Annotated in this window: 17 protein-coding genes and 1 CRISPR repeat array (1 of these 18 cut by a window edge); of the genes, 6 read left to right on the top strand and 11 right to left on the bottom strand. The window is 63.0% G+C overall.

Annotated elements, in window-relative coordinates:
• Positions 1–692: direct repeats of the CRISPR family, unit length 37 nt; unit sequence GTTGTAGCTCCCTCTCTCACCCCGGATGGCTACAATC (it extends 384 nt beyond the left edge of the window).
• Positions 693–755: 63 nt separating this feature from the next.
• From cas2 to RMO95_RS21890, 9 genes are all read right to left on the bottom strand, one after another.
• A complete protein-coding gene (gene cas2, locus RMO95_RS21930; RefSeq protein WP_310452819.1) occupies positions 756–1,064 on the bottom strand; it encodes a CRISPR-associated endonuclease Cas2 in 309 nt (102 codons plus the stop codon).
• Positions 1,065–1,088: 24 nt separating this feature from the next.
• Entirely contained in the window at positions 1,089–1,973 is an 885-nt protein-coding gene (cas1, locus tag RMO95_RS21925; protein ID WP_310452818.1) for a type II CRISPR-associated endonuclease Cas1, read from the bottom strand.
• Between the two features lie 4 nt (positions 1,974–1,977).
• The gene (cas9, locus tag RMO95_RS21920) at positions 1,978–5,832 is read right to left on the bottom strand and encodes a type II CRISPR RNA-guided endonuclease Cas9 (protein WP_310452817.1); all 3,855 of its coding nucleotides are present in this window, start codon (positions 5,830–5,832) and stop codon (positions 1,978–1,980) included.
• Positions 5,833–6,205: 373 nt separating this feature from the next.
• Positions 6,206–6,481 carry a DUF2442 domain-containing protein gene (locus RMO95_RS21915; RefSeq protein ID WP_310452816.1) on the bottom strand — a complete coding sequence of 92 codons (276 nt, stop codon included), beginning with the start codon at positions 6,479–6,481 and terminating at the stop codon, positions 6,206–6,208.
• A gap of 48 nt (positions 6,482–6,529) precedes the next feature.
• Positions 6,530–7,132 carry a transcriptional regulator gene (locus tag RMO95_RS21910; protein WP_310452815.1) on the bottom strand — a complete coding sequence of 201 codons (603 nt, stop codon included), beginning with the start codon at positions 7,130–7,132 and terminating at the stop codon, positions 6,530–6,532.
• A gap of 233 nt (positions 7,133–7,365) precedes the next feature.
• Complete coding sequence (locus RMO95_RS21905; protein ID WP_310452814.1) at positions 7,366–8,172, bottom strand: CoB--CoM heterodisulfide reductase iron-sulfur subunit B family protein; 807 nt, start codon at positions 8,170–8,172, stop codon at positions 7,366–7,368.
• Complete coding sequence (locus RMO95_RS21900) at positions 8,169–9,878, bottom strand: 4Fe-4S dicluster domain-containing protein (RefSeq protein ID WP_310452813.1); 1,710 nt, start codon at positions 9,876–9,878, stop codon at positions 8,169–8,171. Before RMO95_RS21900 ends, RMO95_RS21905 begins: the two co-directional genes overlap by 4 nt.
• 7 nt (positions 9,879–9,885) lie before the next feature.
• Entirely contained in the window at positions 9,886–11,214 is a 1,329-nt protein-coding gene (gene glpB / locus RMO95_RS21895) for a glycerol-3-phosphate dehydrogenase subunit GlpB (protein ID WP_310452812.1), read from the bottom strand.
• A complete protein-coding gene (locus RMO95_RS21890) occupies positions 11,211–12,896 on the bottom strand; it encodes an FAD-dependent oxidoreductase (protein WP_310452811.1) in 1,686 nt (561 codons plus the stop codon). The genes glpB and RMO95_RS21890 overlap by 4 nt, the downstream gene beginning before the upstream one ends.
• 547 nt (positions 12,897–13,443) lie before the next feature.
• Here RMO95_RS21890 and RMO95_RS21885 point away from each other — a divergent pair.
• The 6 genes from RMO95_RS21885 to moaE all read left to right on the top strand — a co-directional run bounded on the left by RMO95_RS21885 (position 13,444) and on the right by moaE (position 19,549).
• The gene (locus RMO95_RS21885) at positions 13,444–15,438 is read left to right on the top strand and encodes an ATP-dependent DNA helicase (RefSeq protein WP_310452810.1); all 1,995 of its coding nucleotides are present in this window, start codon (positions 13,444–13,446) and stop codon (positions 15,436–15,438) included.
• On the top strand, positions 15,431–16,759 hold the full coding sequence (locus RMO95_RS21880) for a hypothetical protein (protein WP_310452809.1): 1,329 nt from the start codon (positions 15,431–15,433) through the stop codon (positions 16,757–16,759). The genes RMO95_RS21885 and RMO95_RS21880 overlap by 8 nt, the downstream gene beginning before the upstream one ends.
• A 136-nt stretch (positions 16,760–16,895) precedes the next feature.
• Positions 16,896–17,405, top strand: coding sequence for a molybdopterin-guanine dinucleotide biosynthesis protein B (gene mobB, locus RMO95_RS21875; protein ID WP_310452808.1), 510 nt, complete (start codon positions 16,896–16,898; stop codon positions 17,403–17,405).
• 171 nt (positions 17,406–17,576) lie between these two features.
• Complete coding sequence (glp, locus tag RMO95_RS21870) at positions 17,577–18,788, top strand: gephyrin-like molybdotransferase Glp (protein ID WP_310452807.1); 1,212 nt, start codon at positions 17,577–17,579, stop codon at positions 18,786–18,788.
• A gap of 7 nt (positions 18,789–18,795) precedes the next feature.
• Positions 18,796–19,050 (top strand): molybdopterin converting factor subunit 1, encoded by a 255-nt coding sequence (gene moaD / locus RMO95_RS21865; protein ID WP_310452806.1) that lies wholly within the window; start codon positions 18,796–18,798, stop codon positions 19,048–19,050.
• 1 nt (position 19,051) lies between these two features.
• A complete protein-coding gene (gene moaE, locus RMO95_RS21860; RefSeq protein ID WP_310452805.1) occupies positions 19,052–19,549 on the top strand; it encodes a molybdopterin synthase catalytic subunit MoaE in 498 nt (165 codons plus the stop codon).
• A 119-nt stretch (positions 19,550–19,668) separates the two neighbouring features.
• Here the strand turns inward: moaE and RMO95_RS21855 are convergent, their stop codons facing one another.
• Positions 19,669–19,749: a hypothetical protein gene (locus RMO95_RS21855; protein WP_310452832.1), complete on the bottom strand. Its 81-nt coding sequence runs from the start codon at positions 19,747–19,749 to the stop codon at positions 19,669–19,671.
• Positions 19,750–19,982: 233 nt separating this feature from the next.
• Positions 19,983–20,405: a phasin family protein gene (locus RMO95_RS21850; RefSeq protein ID WP_310452804.1), complete on the bottom strand. Its 423-nt coding sequence runs from the start codon at positions 20,403–20,405 to the stop codon at positions 19,983–19,985.
• Between the last annotated feature and the right edge of the window lie 206 nt (positions 20,406–20,611).

The raw sequence follows: 20,611 nt of genomic DNA, 5'->3' as shown, positions 1-20,611 counted from the left end.
CGGGGTATTGAAAGCGCAGTTGTAGCTCCCTCTCTCACCCCGGATGGCTACAATCGCAACACGATGGTTCCACCACCTCTGATGAGTTGTAGCTCCCTCTCTCACCCCGGATGGCTACAATCGCGCAGCCCGAGAACCCCTTATTTTCTGAAGTTGTAGCTCCCTCTCTCACCCCGGATGGCTACAATCCTACGGCCAGTCTGTCCCCCGCCCGTCGCGGTTGTAGCTCCCTCTCTCACCCCGGATGGCTACAATCGGCGCTCCAGAAGGAAGCAATCGCCGCGATGTTGTAGCTCCCTCTCTCACCCCGGATGGCTACAATCAAAAAGTGAAGGTGGGGCAGTTCCTGGAGGGTTGTAGCTCCCTCTCTCACCCCGGATGGCTACAATCGCACTGAAGAAAGGACCGCGCCATGGCTGAGTTGTAGCTCCCTCTCTCACCCCGGATGGCTACAATCTCGAAAAGGGCCAGACCCGCGCTGACGCTGGTTGTAGCTCCCTCTCTCACCCCGGATGGCTACAATCTACATCACCAGCGACCGCGACAGCGCCATCGTTGTAGCTCCCTCTCTCACCCCGGATGGCTACAATCAAGATCGGTGACGCCCTGCCGAAGCTGATCGTTGTAGCTCCCTCTCTCACCCCGGATGGCTACAATCGTAGCTCCCTCTCTCACCCCGGATGGCTACAATCTGACTCAACCTTGATCCCCACCCGGCTTCGGCCGGGTGGGGATTTTTCTTTTTTATTTTCGTTTCAGAAGAGCAGCATTTGCGATGCGCGGACCTTTTTTTCCTGAAACAGCGGCAGGCCGACCAGCAAACGCATCCCGGCAAATTGTTTCTCGGTTACCGTCATGCAGCGGATCGATCCCTCGGGTGGCAGGCTCTCCGCCAGTCTTGCCAAGTGCTTTTTCTCTGCGTCGTGCCCGTTCAGGATTCGGCCATAGACGGACCACTGGATCATGTCGTAGCCGTCGTTGAGGAGAAAGCGCCGGAACTGCACATAGGCCCGCTTCTCGGCCTTGGTGACCATGGGCAGATCGAAGAAGACGAGCAAGCGCATGTATCGCCTCGTCTCGGTGCCCACTCAGCACTCCAGCCGGTGCGCCTGGAGGCCGATCAAGACTGGCAGGTCGAGCTCCTTGGTGTCTTCCTCATAAATCCGCACCAGGCTTTCCACCGCGTACTCGATTGCCGACAGAACCGACATGCGTCCTTGGGGCATACCGACATCCACGTTGAGCAGAGCGACCAGCGCCGCCTTGTCCGCAGGAATGAGTTCTCCTTCGGTGGTGGCCCCATGCTTTGTGACATGCAGGTCGACGAGCGGACGGAAAGGCTCGATCAGGTCGTCCGCCAGGTTGAAGGCATTCTGTTCGCTGTCGTGGAACAGGCCAACGGTCGGATGGAGGCCGTGGGCGACCAGCCCGCGCGCAATGGCGCCGCGCAGTACTGCGTAGCCATAGTCCAGCGCCGAATTGGTCCAGCGTTCCTCGGCACGATGGAAGTCCTTTCCATAGAGTTGCGCGAAGTAGAAGGCTGCGGCCTGCGCCTCCATGTTGTCGGGATCGCCGGAGCGTACTCGCCGGGCGTAGGAGGCAAGCCGGTCGATTCCCTTCTTGCCGGAAAGCCGCAAACAGGCCGCCTGATTCTCGATCTTGCGCCGGACGACACAGGCCCATGCCTGCTTGGTCGTCGGCTTCGCCACGTTGAGCTGCCGGCGCATCATGCGTGTGGTGCGCGAGTGGGAGAGGAAGGGCAAGAATACGCCGGACGGCTGATGGTTGCTGCCCGTGGCATAGAGGCCAATGCCGTATTCGGCGCAGGCCGAGAGCACCGGATGGGTGAGGGTGATTTCGCGGTGGTTGAGGACGATGACAGCAATGTCTTCGAAGGGTACGAAGGCTGTTTCCTCCTGCTCAATGGCCAGCGAGTAATGTTCCCGCCGCAGCTTGGCGGGACGGGAAATCATGACGCTACGCCAGACCACGACGCTGCTCCTGCGGCGCGGGGTAGATGTTGCCGAGGACGTCGACGTGGAGCTTCTCGAAATTCGCGGCCATCTTGACGCCAATACTCTCTATCAGGCCGAGTTTGTCATTGGGGATTGCCTTTCCTGGATTCTTGGTACTGAATGCCAGGCTAGTCGTTTTTTCGCCAAGCGCATTTCGATCATGCAAGGCTACGTTTATCGCACCTGTACCACTATGACAACTTCGGAAATAGCCGGAAATTACGTCCCCTGATCGCTGAGTGATTTTTACGAGATCGTTTGAGTGCAGCGAAAAACACCAATCGAAACTATCGTCGATCAGCGTCCACTCGTCTTGATCCTTGTAGGCCACAATTGCTTTGTTAGGCAGCGCTTTTTTCCCCGCCGCGTGATGTACGTAGATAGGCACCAAATGGTATTTCTTGTCTTCCTTGTGTCGGAACACATCTACCCGAAGCATGGTCTCATTCATCGCAATCCCGCCGCGAACCGGGATGCCACTTTTTTTTCCAGCGTTCAACTTGATTTTACGGATGATTGGTCCTGTAAACGGACCGTCTTTGGGATCAATGTTTTTGGGTTTGCAAGGCAGAGTGCGTGACTCGTCGAGCTCTTTCTGCTCTGTCTCTGTGGGTTTTCGCCGGTCTTTTCCTTTGCCAAGGCTGGCTACGATCTCCTTGGCCCTTACCTTTCGTTTGTCGCGTTCAGTGATCCACTTGTCGATCACTTCTCGCATTCTCTCATCGCGGTCGTAGTCCACCATGTTGTTTAGCATGTCAGCGGTCAGTTTGTAGTTTCCTTTCTCGTCGATATCAAGCAGGCCGACACGTTTGACAACCATGCCAGACATTTCCTCTGGCGTCGCTCTGCGGTATTCACTGTCTTCTTTTTGCTGAACACTCGCCTTCTTGCCCGGTTTGTCCTTGATACGTAGCGCTTGGCCTGGCTTTGGCGTTGCGTAGATTGTGTCGGCGTGGGCGGCTCCACCGTTCCGGCGTTGCACCGCGCGGGAAACAAAGAGTGGCTTCAGCGCATTAACTGCTTCCTCCGGGTAGGTTCCGAGCCTCGATATTTCGTCGCGCAGATTGTCCGGATCGCTTATTGACACTCTGGCCTCCAGTTCTTCCCTGAAATGCTTCCAAGGAAGAGGGAATAGTTTCAATACAGAATCCTGGCGAACAAAGTCCTTGGTGGGGAGAAACCAACCGGTCTCGGCATTTACGTAACCGCCTTGCTCTGGTTTGTGAATCCATCCCTCTTGCCGGACAAGATTGGAGAGCCGCTGAACTACCTGATGGCCGCATGCTGCAACGATGGCGGCATCTATAGCGTGATGGCGGTCGTTCTTGGACCTATCTTTTTTCAGGCTCCAGCGGGCGCGAAGTAGAGAGGTCAGTGCTCCGCTGACGACGACACATCGCTTAGATTGATCGTCTCCGCGGAGCAGGTAGCGCTCGACATAGTTCTTGAAGAAGCGGCATATGTAGCGGGTGTCGTTTAGGTTACGTTCGCGGAATTTAGCGGTGTCTTCGTCGTCGAAATGTTTCTTCATCAGGCGATTCTTTTTGGCCTGCCGGTAGGCCTTGTTGTTTTCGACGAAGGCCACGAAGTGTTGCCAGCGAGGCCCTTCCGTGCCACCGTCCAGTTCGGTGAGGTATTCGTAAGGCGTGCGGTCGCCTTTGTCCTGGTTCTGCTTTCTCAGCACCAACACCTTGTTGAGCTTGCTGTCGTCGAAGCTGCGCGCGTAGGGCAGGGCATGGTCGACTTCCACGTAACCAGGATCAAGGAGGCGATGCAAGTCGATCGGTTCGAAGGAATAAGCGCAGATGCCTTGGTCATCCGGCATGATCGGGTAGACGCTCTTCCCTTGTTGTTCTCGATAAAGCTGCCATTTTTCGAAGTCGGCACCTTTCGGCTTTCCTGTATCTCGCCATCCCATGTAGGGCGCTTGACGAACAAATTCGTCCCAGTCCTTTTCGTTCCGGTCTTGGTAGCCCTTAATTTCCTGGTTTATTCGGCTGCGTTCCTCGAAGGGCTTGGTCAAGTCACGCGCCATTTCGATATGAACCGCCGTCGGCGGGCCTTTTTGCCGACGGATGACCGCATTGACCACCTTGCGCGCTTGGTTGATGGCGCGCAGAACGACCGGATTGTTAGGGATGCCGCCAGGCACCATCTCTATGTTCACCTTTTCGTTTATCAGCATCTTGTTCATGTTATGTGGTTCTGCGCCACGCCGTTCTTCGTAGAGTGGCGGCAAGAGACACTTGCCGTTTGTTGGCTCATCATCTGCTGGCTTACGCAACTGGCTGTGGTGGCCATATCTTGGATCGGGGATAGCCGCGACGGCTTTGTCGTAGGTCAGCCCCTTCTCCATGTAGGGCACGATCTTTCTCAGTGCCTCTAGGGATAACTTGTGAAACCCTTGAAAGTTCAGTTCCCGTAGCGCATCGATCATTGGCCTTCCACCGGGTAACGCCAGCTTGCCAAGTTCCCGTTGAATTTCATCGTCCTCCTTGTACACGCTCAGAACCCAGGCAATGTCATCCAGGAAGTTGGGATCGCCGCCCTGCGCATGCCCGGCGATACTCTGCCATTCAGTGCTGAGACGTTTTTGCGTCAACTTTTTCTTGATGTCGTGCCAGCCGGTCAGCTTGATGAGGGTTGCTTCTTCGGGATCCTTGGCTTTGTCTTCCAGCTTTTGTTTATCGCTGGGGTATGAGAGTCCGGCGAACTTGAAGCGATTTTTTTCCAGAAGGCCGGCATCGGCCAGTGCGGCCCCCAACTGCTTGTAAGTCAATTTCTCCTTTTCATAAGCCAGCGGCAGCGAAATCCGAAGTTGTTGGTCAATTTCCGCCAGGCGGCGCAATGTTCCACCAACGACGATGTTCAGATTGTTTAGTCGCGTTAGCCAGACTTGGCGCTCGGCGGTAAAACTGGCCTTCGGGGCGCGGTATTCGCCTTTTCCATCCGGCCCGCCCGTTTTTTCAAAGGTGCATCGACCGAGTCGGTCCAGCAACTGCTGGCCTGTTAGCGCAGGCTCCTGTTCCCAGAACAATCCGCTCTTGCGGTCGCCGTTGCCGAGAATCTCTTCTTCCAATTGAGGATGGGCATAAGGGTTGTGGTAGTCGCGCTGGCGGTCGAACAGCATCTTGAGTTCATCGGCAAGGAGCATGCGCGACAGCGACTTTCCATAATCGCCTGCTTTGTTGCGGGTGGCGCCTTCATAGATTGGACGACCATTCTTGTCCGGGGTGGGATGCCCCTCTTTGTCCTTACGTTCCGAAGTGAACTCGGCAACCACCATCTGGGCAGCGGTGTCGTATTGCTTTTCTGCTTTCATTGCCTTGGCAGTTTTTAGTGCCTGCGTGACCTTACCGCCATCACCCTTGTCGTCTTCTTCCGCCGCCTTTTCTTCGGCGAGGCTTGCCCAGTGAAATCCCCGATGTTTCACGACGTGGTAAATGACCCGAGCCCATTCCTCTGGTGTCAGCTGACGCCTCAATCCATCGACACGCATGTGCCAAGGCGAAATGGTGGTAGGGGTCTTCTGGATGAAACGGGCATTGGAGACAAGGCCATAGTCGCGTAGCAAACGTGCCAGTCGCTTTAGCCGTACTGTGCGGCGACAGAGCCGATGACGAACGAGGCGGGCGTTGCGGCGGATCAGGTTGAGAGGTTTTCCGTTCAGAGCTCGGTTGTTGGAGGCTATTTCGGCCTTGTCAAATGCGCGTACGCCAAGATCAATGATGCGATTCTTGCTAAGGAGAATGCACCACCCGACCGAGGCAATACCGATATCAAGACCCAAGGTGTAGCTTTGAGGTTCGTTGTTCATGAAGATCGTCCCTGATATAGAATGGAACCATTGTGGCTATCCGGGGTGAGAGCCGTTGCTACAATATGACCGTTATCTTCGGGTAACGGAGTCATACCCAAAAGCCCGGCGGCTAAACCCGCCGGGCTTTTTCATTCTATGCCTCTTGACTGAATTTGAAAGGCCGATCTTCCATTCGGCATGAACACGGCCCTTGGTCGTGCCGTCTTGATCAAGTGCTCCTGCCTCGCATTGCTCTCTCGCCGTGCCGCCAGCGCCAACTCTTGGTCGACTTGATCGGTAACTGCTCTTCTACTAGGGCGGAGAGATTTCCCTTCGGCGACCTGGCTCAGCGGCGCATTGTTTCGCGCGCGGGTTCGTTTGATGACCGCGCTTAAACGGTCACTCGACTGACAAGCGGAAACTGCTCCGGATGGCGAATCGACTCGACGGCCAGGTCGACGTCGAGATCGGGCCAGTAAAGATGATTGGACGAGGGCCGTTCGACGTGCAAAATCTTGCTGACCGCGACATCGCGAAACCACGGGAATTCGGAGAACGGCAGGAACAGTTCTTCATCGGCCAGCAATAGCCAGAAGCCGTGCTGCGAAATATTGCTTACTTCAACCGGGAAAGTGCTTGCGCCAGGCGCTGTGGATGTCATTTTCATGCTCCTGAATCAGGCGGGTTGCTTCACTGATTTCGCGCCGATACCTTGCTACTCATTGGCAGGCTCCTCCGGCGGCGGGCCGCCGATCAGGTTGATCTTGTCCTGTGCCGACACCCGCTGGACAAAGCTGTTGCCGGCGGCCTGCTTCGCCAGCCAGTCGGTCGGCGTGTAGATCGTCGGATTGATGCTGCGGCCCAGGCGCTCTTCGGCGGGCAGCAAGCGCTCCACCACGTCGCCGTAGGCGAGATTTTCGCCGATCAGCATCAGGTCGATATCGCTGCCGGCATGGTCCGAGCCTTTGGCGATGGAGCCATAGACAAAGGCCCACACCAGCCGATTCGCCAGGGGCAGCAGGGCGCTTCGCAGTTGCTCGCCGATGCCGAAGGTCTTGCGCACGATGCCCAGCAGCTCGGCGTAAATCGGGCAGTCCGGGTTGGCCCGGTAATGGGTCTGGTTGCCCTGGCGGTTCAGGGTCAGCACGCCGGCCCTGTGCAGGCGGTCCAGTTCGCGCATCAGGCTGCCCTTCCCGACCTGCGCCCAGCGGGCAATTTCGTTGGCGTAGAAACTCTGATCCGGCTTGCCATACAGCAGGCCCAGCACCTTCTGTTGGGTCGCGGTAAATAGCGCATCGCTGAGCGGCAGGGTCTGCATGAGCTTATCCATAAGTCCCAAAAAGGGAATGATAAGTCCCGTTTTGGGACTTACCAAGTGGTCTGTCCATCACAAGGACTTCATCTCCGGAAAATACGCAAGGCATGGCGAAATACCTGGCGCGCCACGGCAAGCCGGCTGCGTGCCGCTACTCCCGGCCGGATTCTCATACTCGCCGGGGACTGGTTCGGTGGCGTGGCGCCCTTTCTTCCGCGAGTTCGCGATTCCGGATGCTACAGCCCGAGGGATTTCTCATCCAGGCCCATTGCCAGTCCGAGAAGCTGCGTGTAGAGCAGGGTGCGAATCGACGGGTCGGGGGCGCCCGCCTGAACCGAATCGAAGCGCAGGTGGCAGTGGGGGCAGGCCGTGCACATCGCTTCGGCACCGGACTCCAGGGCATCGGCGATCTTGGCCCGCGCGATGTGCTCCGACAACGGGGCGTTGGCCTCGTGCAGCGGATCGCCGCAGCAGTCCAACTGCCGGGGCCAGTCGACCGGGGTGGCACCGGTCAGGCGGATCAAGGTTTCGAAGATGGTTGGCGCCAACGGGTTGTCGAAGCGGGTCAGGTTGCTCGGGCGCAGCGCGTGGCAGCCGTACTGGGCGGCGACATGCAGGCCCGCGCGCGGGGCCCTGACTGCGGCGCTCAGCGCGTCGACGCCGATCGTCCGGGCCAGTACCGGCAATATGTGCTCGACCTCCGTCTTCCCCGACCAGGCGAGGCCCTCGGCAGCCAGCGCCTGCGAGACCCGCGAGCGCAGTTCCGGGTCTTCCTCCAGGAAGCGGATCGCGTGCCGCAGGGTGCCGAAGCAGCAGGTGCAAGGTGTCAGAACGTCGAGGCCGGCGCGCTCGGCTATGGCCAGGTTGCGGGCAGCGGCCACCACGAAGGCATCGCGGCTGACGTTGCGGGCGGGATAGCCGCAGCAGTTGAACTCCAGATCGACCAGCGTCACGCCCAGGCGCACCAGCACGGCACGCGTCGACAATTCATAGGCCGGTAATTTGGACGGGATCTTGCAGCCGAGGAACAGCGCGTATTTCATGATGGCGCCCTCCCGCTTCGGACCGAGCCCAAGCGGTGCACCGCCAGCGCCCGCAATTCGCACATGATGTCGGTCACGCGCACGCCTTCGGGGCAGTTCTCCTGACACTGGTAGCAAGTGGCGCAATCCCAGACCATGCGCGAACCCAAGGTGAGATCGCGCAGGCCCAGTCGCAGCAGGTTCATCACTTTCTGCGGCGTCAGATCGACGCGGTGCTCGGCGGCGATGCTTTGCGCCACGACCGGGCAGACGTTGGTGCAGGTCTGGCACTGAACGCAGCGGGAGAAACTGCGACGGTCGGCGGAGAGCGGCGCGCAAGATGCATCCGGGTCGGAAGCGGTGTGTTGCCCATGAGCCGCCTCCAGTGCCTCGGCCCACGCCAGGGCAGGAAGTGCCTGCACCCACTGCGCCGGCGCCGGAAGGCCTGCGGCGGCCAGGTCGCCGCGGCCGGCCTGCCACAGGTCCTCCAAGTCCAGCCCCGCCGGGCAGTCGTTGGTGCAGCGTCCGCAGTCGGTACAGAGGAAGGCCCCTTCTGCGACCCGAAAACCCTCGTTTTCGTGACCGGACCGCAACAGATGGCCGTTGGCCAGGGCGCCGGTGGCAACGAGCTTGTGCGCAGGCAGGAGATACGGGTTGCCCAGATGGCGCGCCAGCGGGGCCACCGAGCAGTGCGCATCGCAAATGCCGCAGCGCAGGCAGGCGTCCAGTGCCAGTGCCCGTTTCGATGCGCGGCCGGCGGCGGAGAACGCTTGATTCGGCGCCGAGGCATTGACCAGCAGACTGGCAGGGACGGCTACCGCGTGGAAGAAGCGGGTGAACGGCAGGGTCGCAAGGCCCAGGAAGCAGGCGAACACATGCAGATAGAGCAGCCAGATATCCGCGCGCGCCTTGTCAAGAAAGCCCGTCAGCGGCGCAAGCAAACGCGACACCGGGTAGGAGACGAAGGCGGACGCGGGTTTTGCGTGACAACTCGCGCAGTCGTCGTCATGCATTTGGCGGCCTTTCGCCATGACGTCCGGTGTCATCGGCTCCGTCAAATCGTCGAACGCCACCCCGAATTCGCTGGCCCAGAGGGCGCGCAGCGGCATGAGTTCTCCCGGATCGGTAGTGCCGCTGAAGCGCTTTGCCATGCGGTAGAAAGCCTGCGGCGAGGCTATCTTCTGCGCTTCAAGCAGATATCCCGTCACCAGGACAAATCCCAGCAGTGCTACGAAGGCCGCCGCCATGGGCCGCCGCACCGACGCCAGGCCCGTGCGCCGGCGCCATCGGCCGAAGAACCACAGTGCAATGCCAACTATGACCATGGCCCCGAAGAGGTTGCGCAGGAAGAGATAGGGAGCCAGGGTCGACTCGTAGCCGGGGAACAGTTTCACCGTGACGACCGCCTCGAAGGCGTGCATCAACAGCAGAAGCGTGAATCCGGCCAGGATGAGCAGGTGTCCCAGCCAGCGCAGCTTCTCCTTGGCGAACAGCCTGCGCAGGAGCAGCACGTCGAGGAAGAGGGCGCCGAGGATGTGAAACACCCGTACGCTGAACAGCGCCGAAGCGGCGCCCCGCAACAGCGCGCCCACCCGCTGCGACAGCGTGACGGCGCGCACGTCGGGACCGACGCGGACGCGAAACCAGGCCGAGCTGCGCCACAGCAGGCCGAGGACGCACAGCGCCAACGATATGTAGAGGGTCGTATGAAAGAGCGCGGACTGCATGGCTTTCCTAAGCAGCGGTTCCGTGCAACTGATCTGCAAGCTGTTGCGTCGCCGCCCAGGCCGTGGCGATTGCGAGCCCGGAGCCGCACTTCGTGCGCATCCAGTCTTGATCGGCAAGGATCGAACCGACCGCGAACAGCCGGGGCCAGGCCGGTTTTCCGCTCATGTCCAGCGGCCGCCACGCATCGTCTGTCCTCAACCCGGCGCGGTTGATTGCGTGACCGGATGGATCCAGAAAATCACGCTGGTGCCATGCGTCGCGCGAGGCCGGTTGATGCACGGGCAATCCGAGGATGCTCTCGCGGACGCTCCCCCGATCAGCCGTCAGCCCGCGGCCGCTGAATCTCCCCGTGGCCAGCACCACCGCGCGGGCGGACACGCGCTCGCCACCCGGAACGCCGTCCAGGTCGAGCGTGGCCGTTCCCGTGTTCGCGTCGCAAGCCAGCGCGCGTACGCTGGCCTGGCGACGTCGATGGACGCCGCGTGCCGACATGACGGCTTCCAGCGCGCCCAGCAGCCGCAACCCCGGTACCGATGTCGGCATGGTCGGGATCTCGAACACCGGCACGCCCAGCCCCGCCTCGAATGCCGCATGAACCTCGCGGGAGCGCCCGAGACCCAAAACCGTCGGCAGTCCGACCAACTGTGCATCGCCTAAAAGCGGCTTGATGAGGGCAATGGTTCGCTCTCGCGTTGCCCCGCTTTCCAGCGCGCGGGCGAGATGCGCGGCGTACAGTTCGGGCGCGTCTTCGAACCCCGGAAACTCTATCCGCTGGTGGCGCAGACCCGGCCAGCGATCGGCCAGGGTCGCGGCGATCTGGCGGGCGCTGAACTCACGCAGGCCGCGAAAATCAACCAGAAGGCAGCTTGGCGGCGTGTCCGGCGCATCGAGCACATCGAGCGCCTCCAGCGCATTGGCGCCCGCGACCATGGACAAGGGCACGCCGAATGTGGTCTTGACCGTTCCGATCGAAGTGAGCACCTTCCGGTTCCGGTCGCCCAGCGGGGCGTAAACCAGCCCCGCCTCGCCAAGCGCCGTGACGAAGCTCTCGAACGCAGTACGGATCGCGACCGGATCGACGCGTGCCAGAGGGTGGTCGGGCTGCTTCTGCGCGAGTGCGGCGAGGGCGTTGAAGGGGGATCGCCACTGGCGACCCTCTGCTGCCGGGTGGACACCCAGCAGGTCCAGCAGCCCGCTCGCGAACAAAATGCCGCCGCCGCTGCCGACCTGAATGCACGAAAGGCCCCGTTCGGCGGCAAACAGGGCCGCCGCCATGCCCGCCATCCCGGCACCGATCACGGCGACGTCGAAGGTGTTCCGCGATTCGCCCGTCATGGTGACGATTGTGACGATTGGTCCGCTGGATCGGCGTTCGGGGCGGCGCGCAACTCCTCGCCGAACAGGCCGCAGTGGAGCGCCTCCATCAACTCGGCCTGGGCGAGTTGCTCGCCCCACAGGATCGCGTGCTGGCCGCGCCAGCGCTCGCCGAAGAAATCGAGAATCTCGGCGAGGCCGCGCTGCGCATGGAAGTCGCCGCGCTGGTAAAGGTGGGCCACGGTGCGCACCGCGCAGAAGCCCCCTTGGCAGGCGCCCTTGCCGACGCGGCTGCGCAGGCCGAGGTCGGTCAGCGTCGGTGTGTCACCCGCCGAGCGCAGCGCGTCGAAGATGGCATCGACCGTGCTGCCTGGCACCATTTCGCATTCGCAAAGGAGCGTGTCGTGCGATCCGTGGGAACGCATCCACTCGCGCGCCGACCGACCCGGCGTGGTCCACGCGCATTCCGGAACTGCCGGCAAGGGCGTCGTGGCGGTGAGACAGGGACGTGTCACGCCGAGCCGCCGGCAGACCAGATCGGCGGCTCGCTCGGCCATCAGCCGGCAGGTGGTGAGCTTGCCGCCGGTAATCGTCGCCAGGTTGTCCAGGCCATGGTCTTCGTGATCGAACAGGGCGAACCCACGGGAGACGGAACGGCTGTCCGCTGCGCCCGAGGAGCCCAGCAGCGGACGTACGCCCGCATAAGCTCGAATGAAGCGCATCGTCGCCAGCGCCGGCAGCATCCGCGCAGCTTCCTCGACAATCAGGTCGGCATCGGCGGTCGTCGGATGAATGTCATCCAGCGCTTCCACCCGCGTAGAGGTCGTGCCGACGATGGAAACTGTTCCGCCCGGCATCATGATGTCCGCGTTGCCGGGCCGCCGCAGGCGGTTCACCACACGACCGGCCAGGCGCGAGTGCGTGACCAGCAGCGTTCCCTTGGAATATGTCATGTCGATCGGTGCCGCGGCGAGCAGCGCCACTTCCCGTGCCCACGCTCCCGCGGCGTTCACCACCTGCGCAGCCTCGATCCGCATCTCCTCCTCGCCGACCATGGACCGAACCCGCACCGCGCGGATCTGTCTACCTTCACGTTCGAAGCCGACGACGCAAGTGCGCCGCATAAGTCGTGCGCCCAGACTGCGCGCCTGCGCCAGGCTTTCCAGCGAGAGTTGGAACGGGTCGATCGATGCGTCGGGCACCTCGAACACCGCTATCGCACGGTCCGAGAGCGCAGGTTCCAGCGCGCGTGCCGTTGCGACGTCCACTGCGCGCGTCTCGATGCCCGACCGTGCGCAGTACAGCGGGAAGTCGGCGATGTAGCGTTCGTCGTCCCCTTGCACGGCGACGAAATAGCCGCCGGTGTCCTGGATCGCCTGCGCGGCCACGCGCTTGAGAATTTCGCCCTCCGCGCGGCATTCCATCGCCGCTTGGCGGTCGCCGGCGACGTACCTGGCGCCGCTGTGAAGCAGGCCATGATTGCGCCCCGAGGCACCGGCGTTGATGTCGTCTTTCTCGACGAGGATGCAATCGACGCCACGCAACGCGAGATCACGGGCCAGTGCAGTACCCGTGACGCCCCCGCCGATGATCAGGACCTGGGTCTGGATGCAAGATGGGGAAATCAATCCTGCCTCTTTTCGCACGCCTGACCGGGCAAGGACAGGGAATTCAATCCCGCCTTGGCGGGGTCGATCATGCACGTGCACGTTCCGGTATCAGGGTAACGGGGATTGCAGTCGGGGCCAGCTTGCCGTGCCAGGCAGCAATTCCCTGCCCCGATCGCGGCTGAACGCGAGCCACGACTGATTTCAAGAAATTTGTTTAGAAGAATGTTCCGCATCAGATACCCTTCGTCGCAAATTCGACCGATTTCGATGCTGTTGCAAGGCAGCGACGGTGCAATCCTCCCGACATACGAATACGTGCATACAAGATAGTCGCGAACGGTGCACCGACATTGATACACATCAAACACCCACTTCACCAACATCGCCGCTTGCTTCGGTCGCTGGATGCTGCAATCGGCCATTTCCGGCCGGTCGGCGGCGCTATTCCATTCAAATAATGGGCGGCGGTAACCGCTAAATTGAATCCGCCAATGAACGCCGGAATTGGGCGATGAATTTGCAGCGCCCACTGACTCAGTACGACCCGAAGCAGTGCTTCGCGACTTCTCCGGCGCCGTACCGCCAACGCCGACTCTTGTGCTTCCGGCCTGCCCCCGCGTGCTACCATGCCGCGCCCGCCATGTCAGACCCCATCCACGAACTTAAGCGCATCTTCGCCCCCGAGGGGCCGCTCGCCGCCGCCGTGCCAGGCTTTCGCCCACGGCCGCAGCAGTTGGAGATGGCGCAGCGCATCGCCGCGGCGATCGCCGGCAATCTGGCGCTGGTGGCCGAGGCCGGCACCGGCACCGGCAAGACTTTCGCCTATCTCGTGCCGGCGCTGCTCTCGGGCGGCAAGGTGATCGTCTCCACCGGCACCAAGACCCTGCAGGACCAGTTGTTCAACCGCGATCTGCCGACGGTGCGCGCTGCGCTGAAGGTCGGCGCCTCGATCGCGCTGTTGAAGGGCCGCGCCAATTACGTCTGCCCCTATCACCTGGAACGCGCGATGAGCGCCGGACGGCTGGCCTCGCGCGAGGAGGCGGCGCATCTGCGCAAGATCGCGCGCTTCGCCGAGCGCACCAAGACCGGCGACAAGGCCGAATGCATCGACGTGCCGGAGGATTCCGGGGCATGGGCGCAGGCCACCTCGACGCGTGAGAACTGCCTGGGCCAGGAGTGCCCCAACGTCAAGAACTGCTTCGTCCTCGCGGCGCGCCAGGATGCGCTGACGGCGGACGTGGTGGTGGTCAATCACCACTTGTTCTTCGCCGACGTGATGCTCAAGGACGAGGGCATGGGCGAGTTGCTGCCGGCCTGCAACACCATCATTTTCGACGAGGCGCATCAGTTGCCCGAGGTGGCGGGGCTGTTCTTCGGCGAGAGCGTGTCGACCAGCCAGGTCATCGAGCTGGCGCGCGACACGCGCAACGAGGCCATCGTCACGGCCAAGGATTACCCGGCGCTGCAGGACGCGGCGCTGGCGCTGGACAAGGCGGCGCGCGACCTGCGCCTGGCGGTGAAGGGCGAGAACCTGCGCCTGCCGGCGGCGCGTCTCGAAGGCGAAGCCGAGTTCGTCGCGGCGTTGCAGGGCCTGGCCGATGCCGTCGCGGAACTCGGCCGCCACCTCGACACCCAGGCCGAGCGCGGCGAGGGCTTGGCCAATTGCCTGCGGCGCACCCAGGAACTGGCGGCGGCGCTCAAACGCTGGCGCGGCGGCAGCGCCGATCCCGAAGTCGCCGGCGGCGCGGGTTTGGCAAATGAGGTCGTGAAATGGGTCGAGGTCTATTCGCAGGCGATGTCGCTGAACCTGACGCCGCTCGACATCGCGCCGATTTTCCAGCGCCAGATGGAAGGCCATCCGCGCGCCTGGATATTCGCCTCGGCGACGCTGGCCGTGGGCACCAATTTTTCGCACTACTGCGGCGAGCTGGGGCTGGCGGCGGCCGACACCGCGGTCTGGGGCAGCCCCTTCGATTACGAAAAGAATGCCTTGCTCTACGCGCCGCGCAACATGCCCGACCCCAACAGCGCGATGTACCAGGAAGCCGTGGCGGAAGCCGCCTGGCCGGCGATTCGCGCCTCGGGTGGGCGCGCTTTCGTGCTGTGCACCAGCTTGCGCGCGATGCGGCGCATCCGCGAACTGCTGCAGGAGAAGCTGGCCAGCGAGGGGCTCGACCTGCCGCTCTTGATGCAGGGCGAAGGTTCGCGCACCGAGCTGCTGGAGCGCTTCCGCTTCCTCGGTAACGCGATCCTGGTCGCCAGCCAGAGTTTCTGGGAAGGCGTCGATGTGCGCGGCGAGGCGCTGTCGCTGGTGGTGATCGACAAGCTGCCCTTCGCGCCGCCCGACGACCCGGTGCTCTCGGCGCGCATCGACCGGCTGCGCGCGGCGGGGCGCAACCCCTTCATGGAATACCAGCTGCCGCGCGCGGTGATCAACATGAAGCAGGGCTCGGGCCGGCTGATCCGCGACGAGGACGACCGCGGCGTGTTGATGATCTGCGATCCGCGCCTGACCGGCAAGCCTTATGGCAAGGCGATCTGGCGCTCGCTGCCGCCGATGCGGCGCACGCGCGAGGCGGCCGATGTCGAGGCCTTCTTTGCCATCGTCGAGCCGGTAGAATCGGGCCATGAGTAGCCACTACAGCATCGACCTGGCGGACCGGCTGAATGCCGGCTGCCAGTGCGTTTCGCTCGATCGCGCCGGACTCGGGGCGGAACTGGAGCGCGTCAGCCCCGGCTTTCACGACGAGGTGATGGCCGGGCGGCCGCATCTGTTCTCGGATTCGATGGTGTTCGTCAGCGCCGAGCATGTGCAGCGCATGGCGCGCCTGGTCGCCGCGGTGGAGCGTGTCGTCGCCTTGCCCGCGTACCGCGAGCATGTGCTGGCCTGGGCGCCGGAGGCCGCGCGGCATCGCTGTGCGGCGCCGGGTGTGTTCCTCGGTTACGACTTCCACCTTGGTGAATCCGGCCCGCAACTGATCGAAATAAACACCAACGCCGGCGGCGGCCTGCTCAATGCCCTGCTGGCACGCGCGCAGAAAGCCTGCTGCGAGGACGTCGAAGCGCTGCTGCCGGGTGACCTGGGTGGCGACACCGCGGAGCACCTGTTCCTCGAAATGTTCCGCGCCGAATGGCGCGCTTTCTGTAGGGGCGAGCTTGCTCGCGATCCCGGCTCATCGCGAGCAAGCTCGCTCCTACGGGGGGACGTGCCGACGCGCATCGCCATTGTCGATGAAGCGCCGCAGACGCAATATCTGTATCCCGAGTTCGTGCTGTTTCGGCGCTTGTTCGAGCATGCCGGGATCAGCGCCGTGATCTGCGATCCGCAGGAGCTGGCGTTTCGCGACGGCGCGCTGTGGCATGGCGGTTCGCGCATCGACCTGGTGTACAACCGGCTCACCGATTTCGCGCTCGACGCGCCCGCCAATGCCGCGCTGCGCGCCGCCTGGCTGAGCGATGCGGCGCTGATCACGCCGCATCCGCAGGCCCATGCCCTGTATGCCGACAAGCGCAACCTGGTGGCGCTGTCCAACGACACGTTGCTGGCAAGCTGGGGCGTCGATGCCGAGACGCGCACCACGCTGGCCAACAAGATTCCGCGTACCGAACTGGTGCTGCCCGAGAACGCCGACGACCTGTGGGCGCGGCGCAAGCAATTGTTCTTCAAGCCGGCGGCGGGTTACGGTTCCAAGGCGGCCTATCGCGGCGACAAGATCACCAAGCGGGTCTTCGACGAGGTGCTGGCCGGCAACTACATCGCCCAGGCGCTGGTGCCGCCTTCCTCGCGCACCCTGAAGGTGGGCGAGGCGCCGGTCGAACTCAAGCTCGATCTGCGCAACTATGTCTATGCCGGCCATGTCCAACTCGTCACGGCGCGTCTGTGGCAGGGCCAGACCACCAATTTCCGCACCCCCGGCGGCGGCTTCGCGCCGGTGCTGACCGTGCCCTCGGCTTGAGGAAAAGCATGAAGCCAAAAACCGGAAATCAAGCCACGGAGGGCACAGAGGGCACAGAGGTAGAGGCAGTCCGCTTCTGCATTTTCTCTGTGATCGCTGTGATCTCTGTGTCCTCTGTGGCTAAGAAGGGTTTTGAATGAAAGTATTCGGGCTTGCCGGCTATTCCGGCGCCGGCAAAACCACGCTGCTGGAGGACCTGATTCCGCGCCTGAATGCGGCCGGGTTGCGCGTCTCGCTGATCAAGCACGCCCACCATCGTTTCGACATCGACCAGCCGGGCAAGGATTCCTACCGCCTGCGGGAAGCCGGCTGCTCCGAGGTGCTGCTGGTTTCCGACCACCGCTGGGTGCTGATGCACGAACTGCGCGGTGAGCCGGAACCTTCGCTGGAGGAACAGCTGGGGCGCTTTTCCGAGTGCGACCTGGTGCTGGTCGAGGGCTTCAAGCACACGCCGATACCCAAGCTCGAAGTGCATCGGCCCTCGGTGGGCAAGCCGCTGATCGCCGGCAGCGGGGTGGAGACCATCGTCGCCGTGGCCACCGACGAGCCCGCGGCGGTGGCGGCGCAGTGCGGCCTGCCGGTGTTCGACCTCAACGATCGCGACGCGATCGCTGATTTCATTCTGCGCCACATGGAGTTTCGCTGATGCGCGCCAGGCTTGTTCTCGCCCCACCCCATCCCCCCTCCAACTCCCCCCTTGAAGGGGGGAGGGCAAGCTTGGCTGGTGCTCCGGCTCATCCTCCCTCCCTTTCAAGGGGAGGGCTGGGGAGAGGATGGGGCCGGCTGAACCTTGTGGCTTGTCAGGTGGAGTCTGGTCATGCTTGATTTCGAGGAAGCCCTGGCCCGTCTGCTGGCCGGCGCGCAGCCGTTGCGCGAGACCGAGGCCGTGCCGACCCAGGCGGCGGCGGGACGGATACTGGCGCAGGGATTGCGCTCTGCGATAGACGTGCCGCCGCTGGACAACACCTCGATGGACGGCTACGCCCTGCGCTGCGCCGACGTCCCGGCCGCGGGCGCGCAACTGAAAGTGGCCCAGCGCATCCCCGCCGGCAGCGTCGGCCAGACGCTGACGGCGGGCACGGCGGCGCGCATTTTCACCGGGGCGCCGCTGCCGGCCGGCGCCGATGCCGTGGTGATGCAGGAATTGTGCGGCGTCGAGGGCGACGTACTGACGGTGAACCATGTGCCGCAGCCCGGCGAGTGGATCCGCTGCCGCGGCGAGGACATCGCTGCCGGCGCCGAGGTGCTGGCGACCGGGACGCGCCTGTCGGCCGCGCATGTCGGCGTCGCGGCCTCGGTCGGCGCGGCGCAGCTGACGGTGTTCCGCCGCCTGCGCGTGGCGCTGTTTTCCACCGGCGACGAACTGACCATGCCCGGCGAGCCGCTCAAGCCGGGCGGCATCTACAACTCGAACCGCTACACCCTGCGCGCCCTGCTCGAAGGCCTGGGCTGCACGGTCGATGATTTCGGCATCGTGCCCGATTCGCGCGAGGCGACGCGCGCCGCGCTGCGCGCTGCGGCGGCCGGCAACGACCTGATCCTGACCAGCGGCGGCGTTTCGGTCGGCGAGGAGGATCACGTCAAGCCCGCGGTCGAGGCGGAAGGTGCGCTCGACCTGTGGAAGATCGCGATCAAGCCGGGCAAGCCGCTGGCCTTCGGCAGAGTTGGCGCTGGCGCTACGGCGACTGCGACGGCGGCGGCCTTCATCGGACTGCCGGGCAACCCGGTATCGAGCTTCGTCACCTTCCTCATGCTGGTGCGGCCTTTCATCCTCAAGGCCCAGGGCGCTTCCGCCCTGACGCCGCGCGCGCAGAGCCTGCGCGCCGAATTCGATTGCAAGGGCGATCCGCGCCGCGAATTCCTGCGCGCCCGCATCGGCGCGACGGGCGGACTGGAACTGTTCGCCAACCAGAGTTCGGGCGTGCTGACCTCCTGCACCTGGGCCGACGGCCTGATCGACAATCCGCCGGGGCAGGCGATCAGGCGTGGCGATGCCGTGCGTTTCCTGCCGTTTAGCGAACTGCTATAGTGAATTCATGAACATCAAGATACTTTTCTTTGCCGGCCTGCGCGAGGCGCTGGGCACCGGCTCCGCGTCGCTGGAACTTCCCGCCGGGATCGCCACCGTGGGCGCGCTGCGCGACCATCTCGCCGCGCGCGGCGAGGCGTGGACCGCGCTGGCGACGACCAAGAATCTGCGCTCCGCGGTGAATCAGCAGATGGTGGGAGCCGAGGCCGCCGTCAAGGCCGGCGACGAAGTGGCGTTTTTCCCGCCGGTGACCGGAGGCTGAGATGAGCGTTTCGGTCCAGGAAGCGGATTTCGACGCCGGTGCCGAGATTGCCGCGCTGTCGGCCGGGCGCGATGACGTCGGCGCGGTCGCCAGCTTCACCGGCCTGGTGCGTGCCGACAAGCCGGCGGATGCGGGAGCAGATGCAAGAGTTGGCGCTGACGCCCCGCCGACGGTGCAGGCGATGACGCTGGAACACTATCCGGGTATGACCGAAAAGGCGCTCGAAGCCATCGTCGACGAGGCGCGCGGGCGCTGGGACATCTACGGCGTGCGCGTGATCCATCGCGTCGGCCGCCTGGTGCCCGGCGATCGCATCGTCTTCGTCGCGGTCGCCTCCGCGCATCGCGGCGAGGCCTTCGCCGCCTGCGAGTTCATCATGGACTACCTGAAGACGCGGGCGCCTTTCTGGAAGAAGGAAGAAACCCCGCAAGGCGGACGCTGGGTCGATGCCCGCGAAAGCGACGACCACGCCGCAGGGCGCTGGGATGCGGGCAAGTAAGCCGGGAAACCAAAAACTGACGCGGGACTCGTGTCGGGCAATTTGACGGTTGCCGATACCCGGCAGTCGTAAGCCGGTTGAGAAAACGGACGCTCGGGAACGTCTGAGTTGAGCCGCTGTTACTCGTAGTGCGTCCACATGCGAAGCACTCGAACCACATGTTCCTTGGTGAAGACCTCATAGACCAGGCGATGCTGAATGGTGATGCGCCTGGAATAGGCACCAGCCAGATCGCCTACGAGTTTTTCGTCTGCATGGATAATGATAATTCGGACCGATGTCGTGGAGGCATGGCGCGATCATTCACTTCACCACCGGTTGAATCCCGGGCCGGTAGCAGGCAACTGCCACCCCTCAGCCTGGCTTTAAAAGCTCCAAATGAAAACGGCTGAGCGCGTGAGCGCTCAGCCGTTGGACTTGCCGGGTTTCGGATTTACTTGCGCTTGGCGCCGGCGGCGGCTTTCTTGACCGTCTCGCCGACGCTGCCCATGGCGGCCGTGGAAGCCTTGGCGATCTGCTCGAAGGCCTGGTTGGCGGTGGCGATGGCCTGCTGGAAGGATTCCATCATGTTCGGCGTCTGGCCGGGCAGCGACTTCATGAAGGTCTGTAGCGACTCGGTCATGTCCTGGCTGCCGGAGGCCAGTTGCTCGGTGACCAGGCGGGAAAACTCGGCCCGCGCGGCGTTGCTGATTTCGGCGATTTGTTGCGCGGCGGCGACCATGCGCTGGGTGGTTTCCTGGGCGTACTGGGTGCGCAACTGCATGATGGTCTGCGGGTCGCTGGCGCCGGATTGCGCCTTGGCGGCTTCGACGCCGCTTTGAAACATTTCGCGGGCCAGTTCGGATTGCAGCGCCATGATGCTTCTCCTGTGATCACTTTGAAAGTTTCAATTTAACACCAACGGCTTACGCGACGCTGACCTGGATCAACACGGGCGTTTCGGCGCCGGGTGTTGTTTCCGGGCGCCGAGTGATCCATACTGCATGGAATTGGTTTAGATGGCAAAGCACTGCTGTCCGGTTAAATTGAAGGTGGAATCGCTGTAAGCCATGACTGACAAGG

Origin of the sequence: Sulfuritalea sp. (assembly GCF_031426875.1) — a bacterium.
Classification (GTDB): Bacteria; Pseudomonadota; Gammaproteobacteria; order Burkholderiales; family Rhodocyclaceae; genus Sulfuritalea.
The sequence above is the reverse complement of the archived record's forward strand: the minus strand, read 5'-3'. Positions and strand labels throughout refer to the sequence as shown.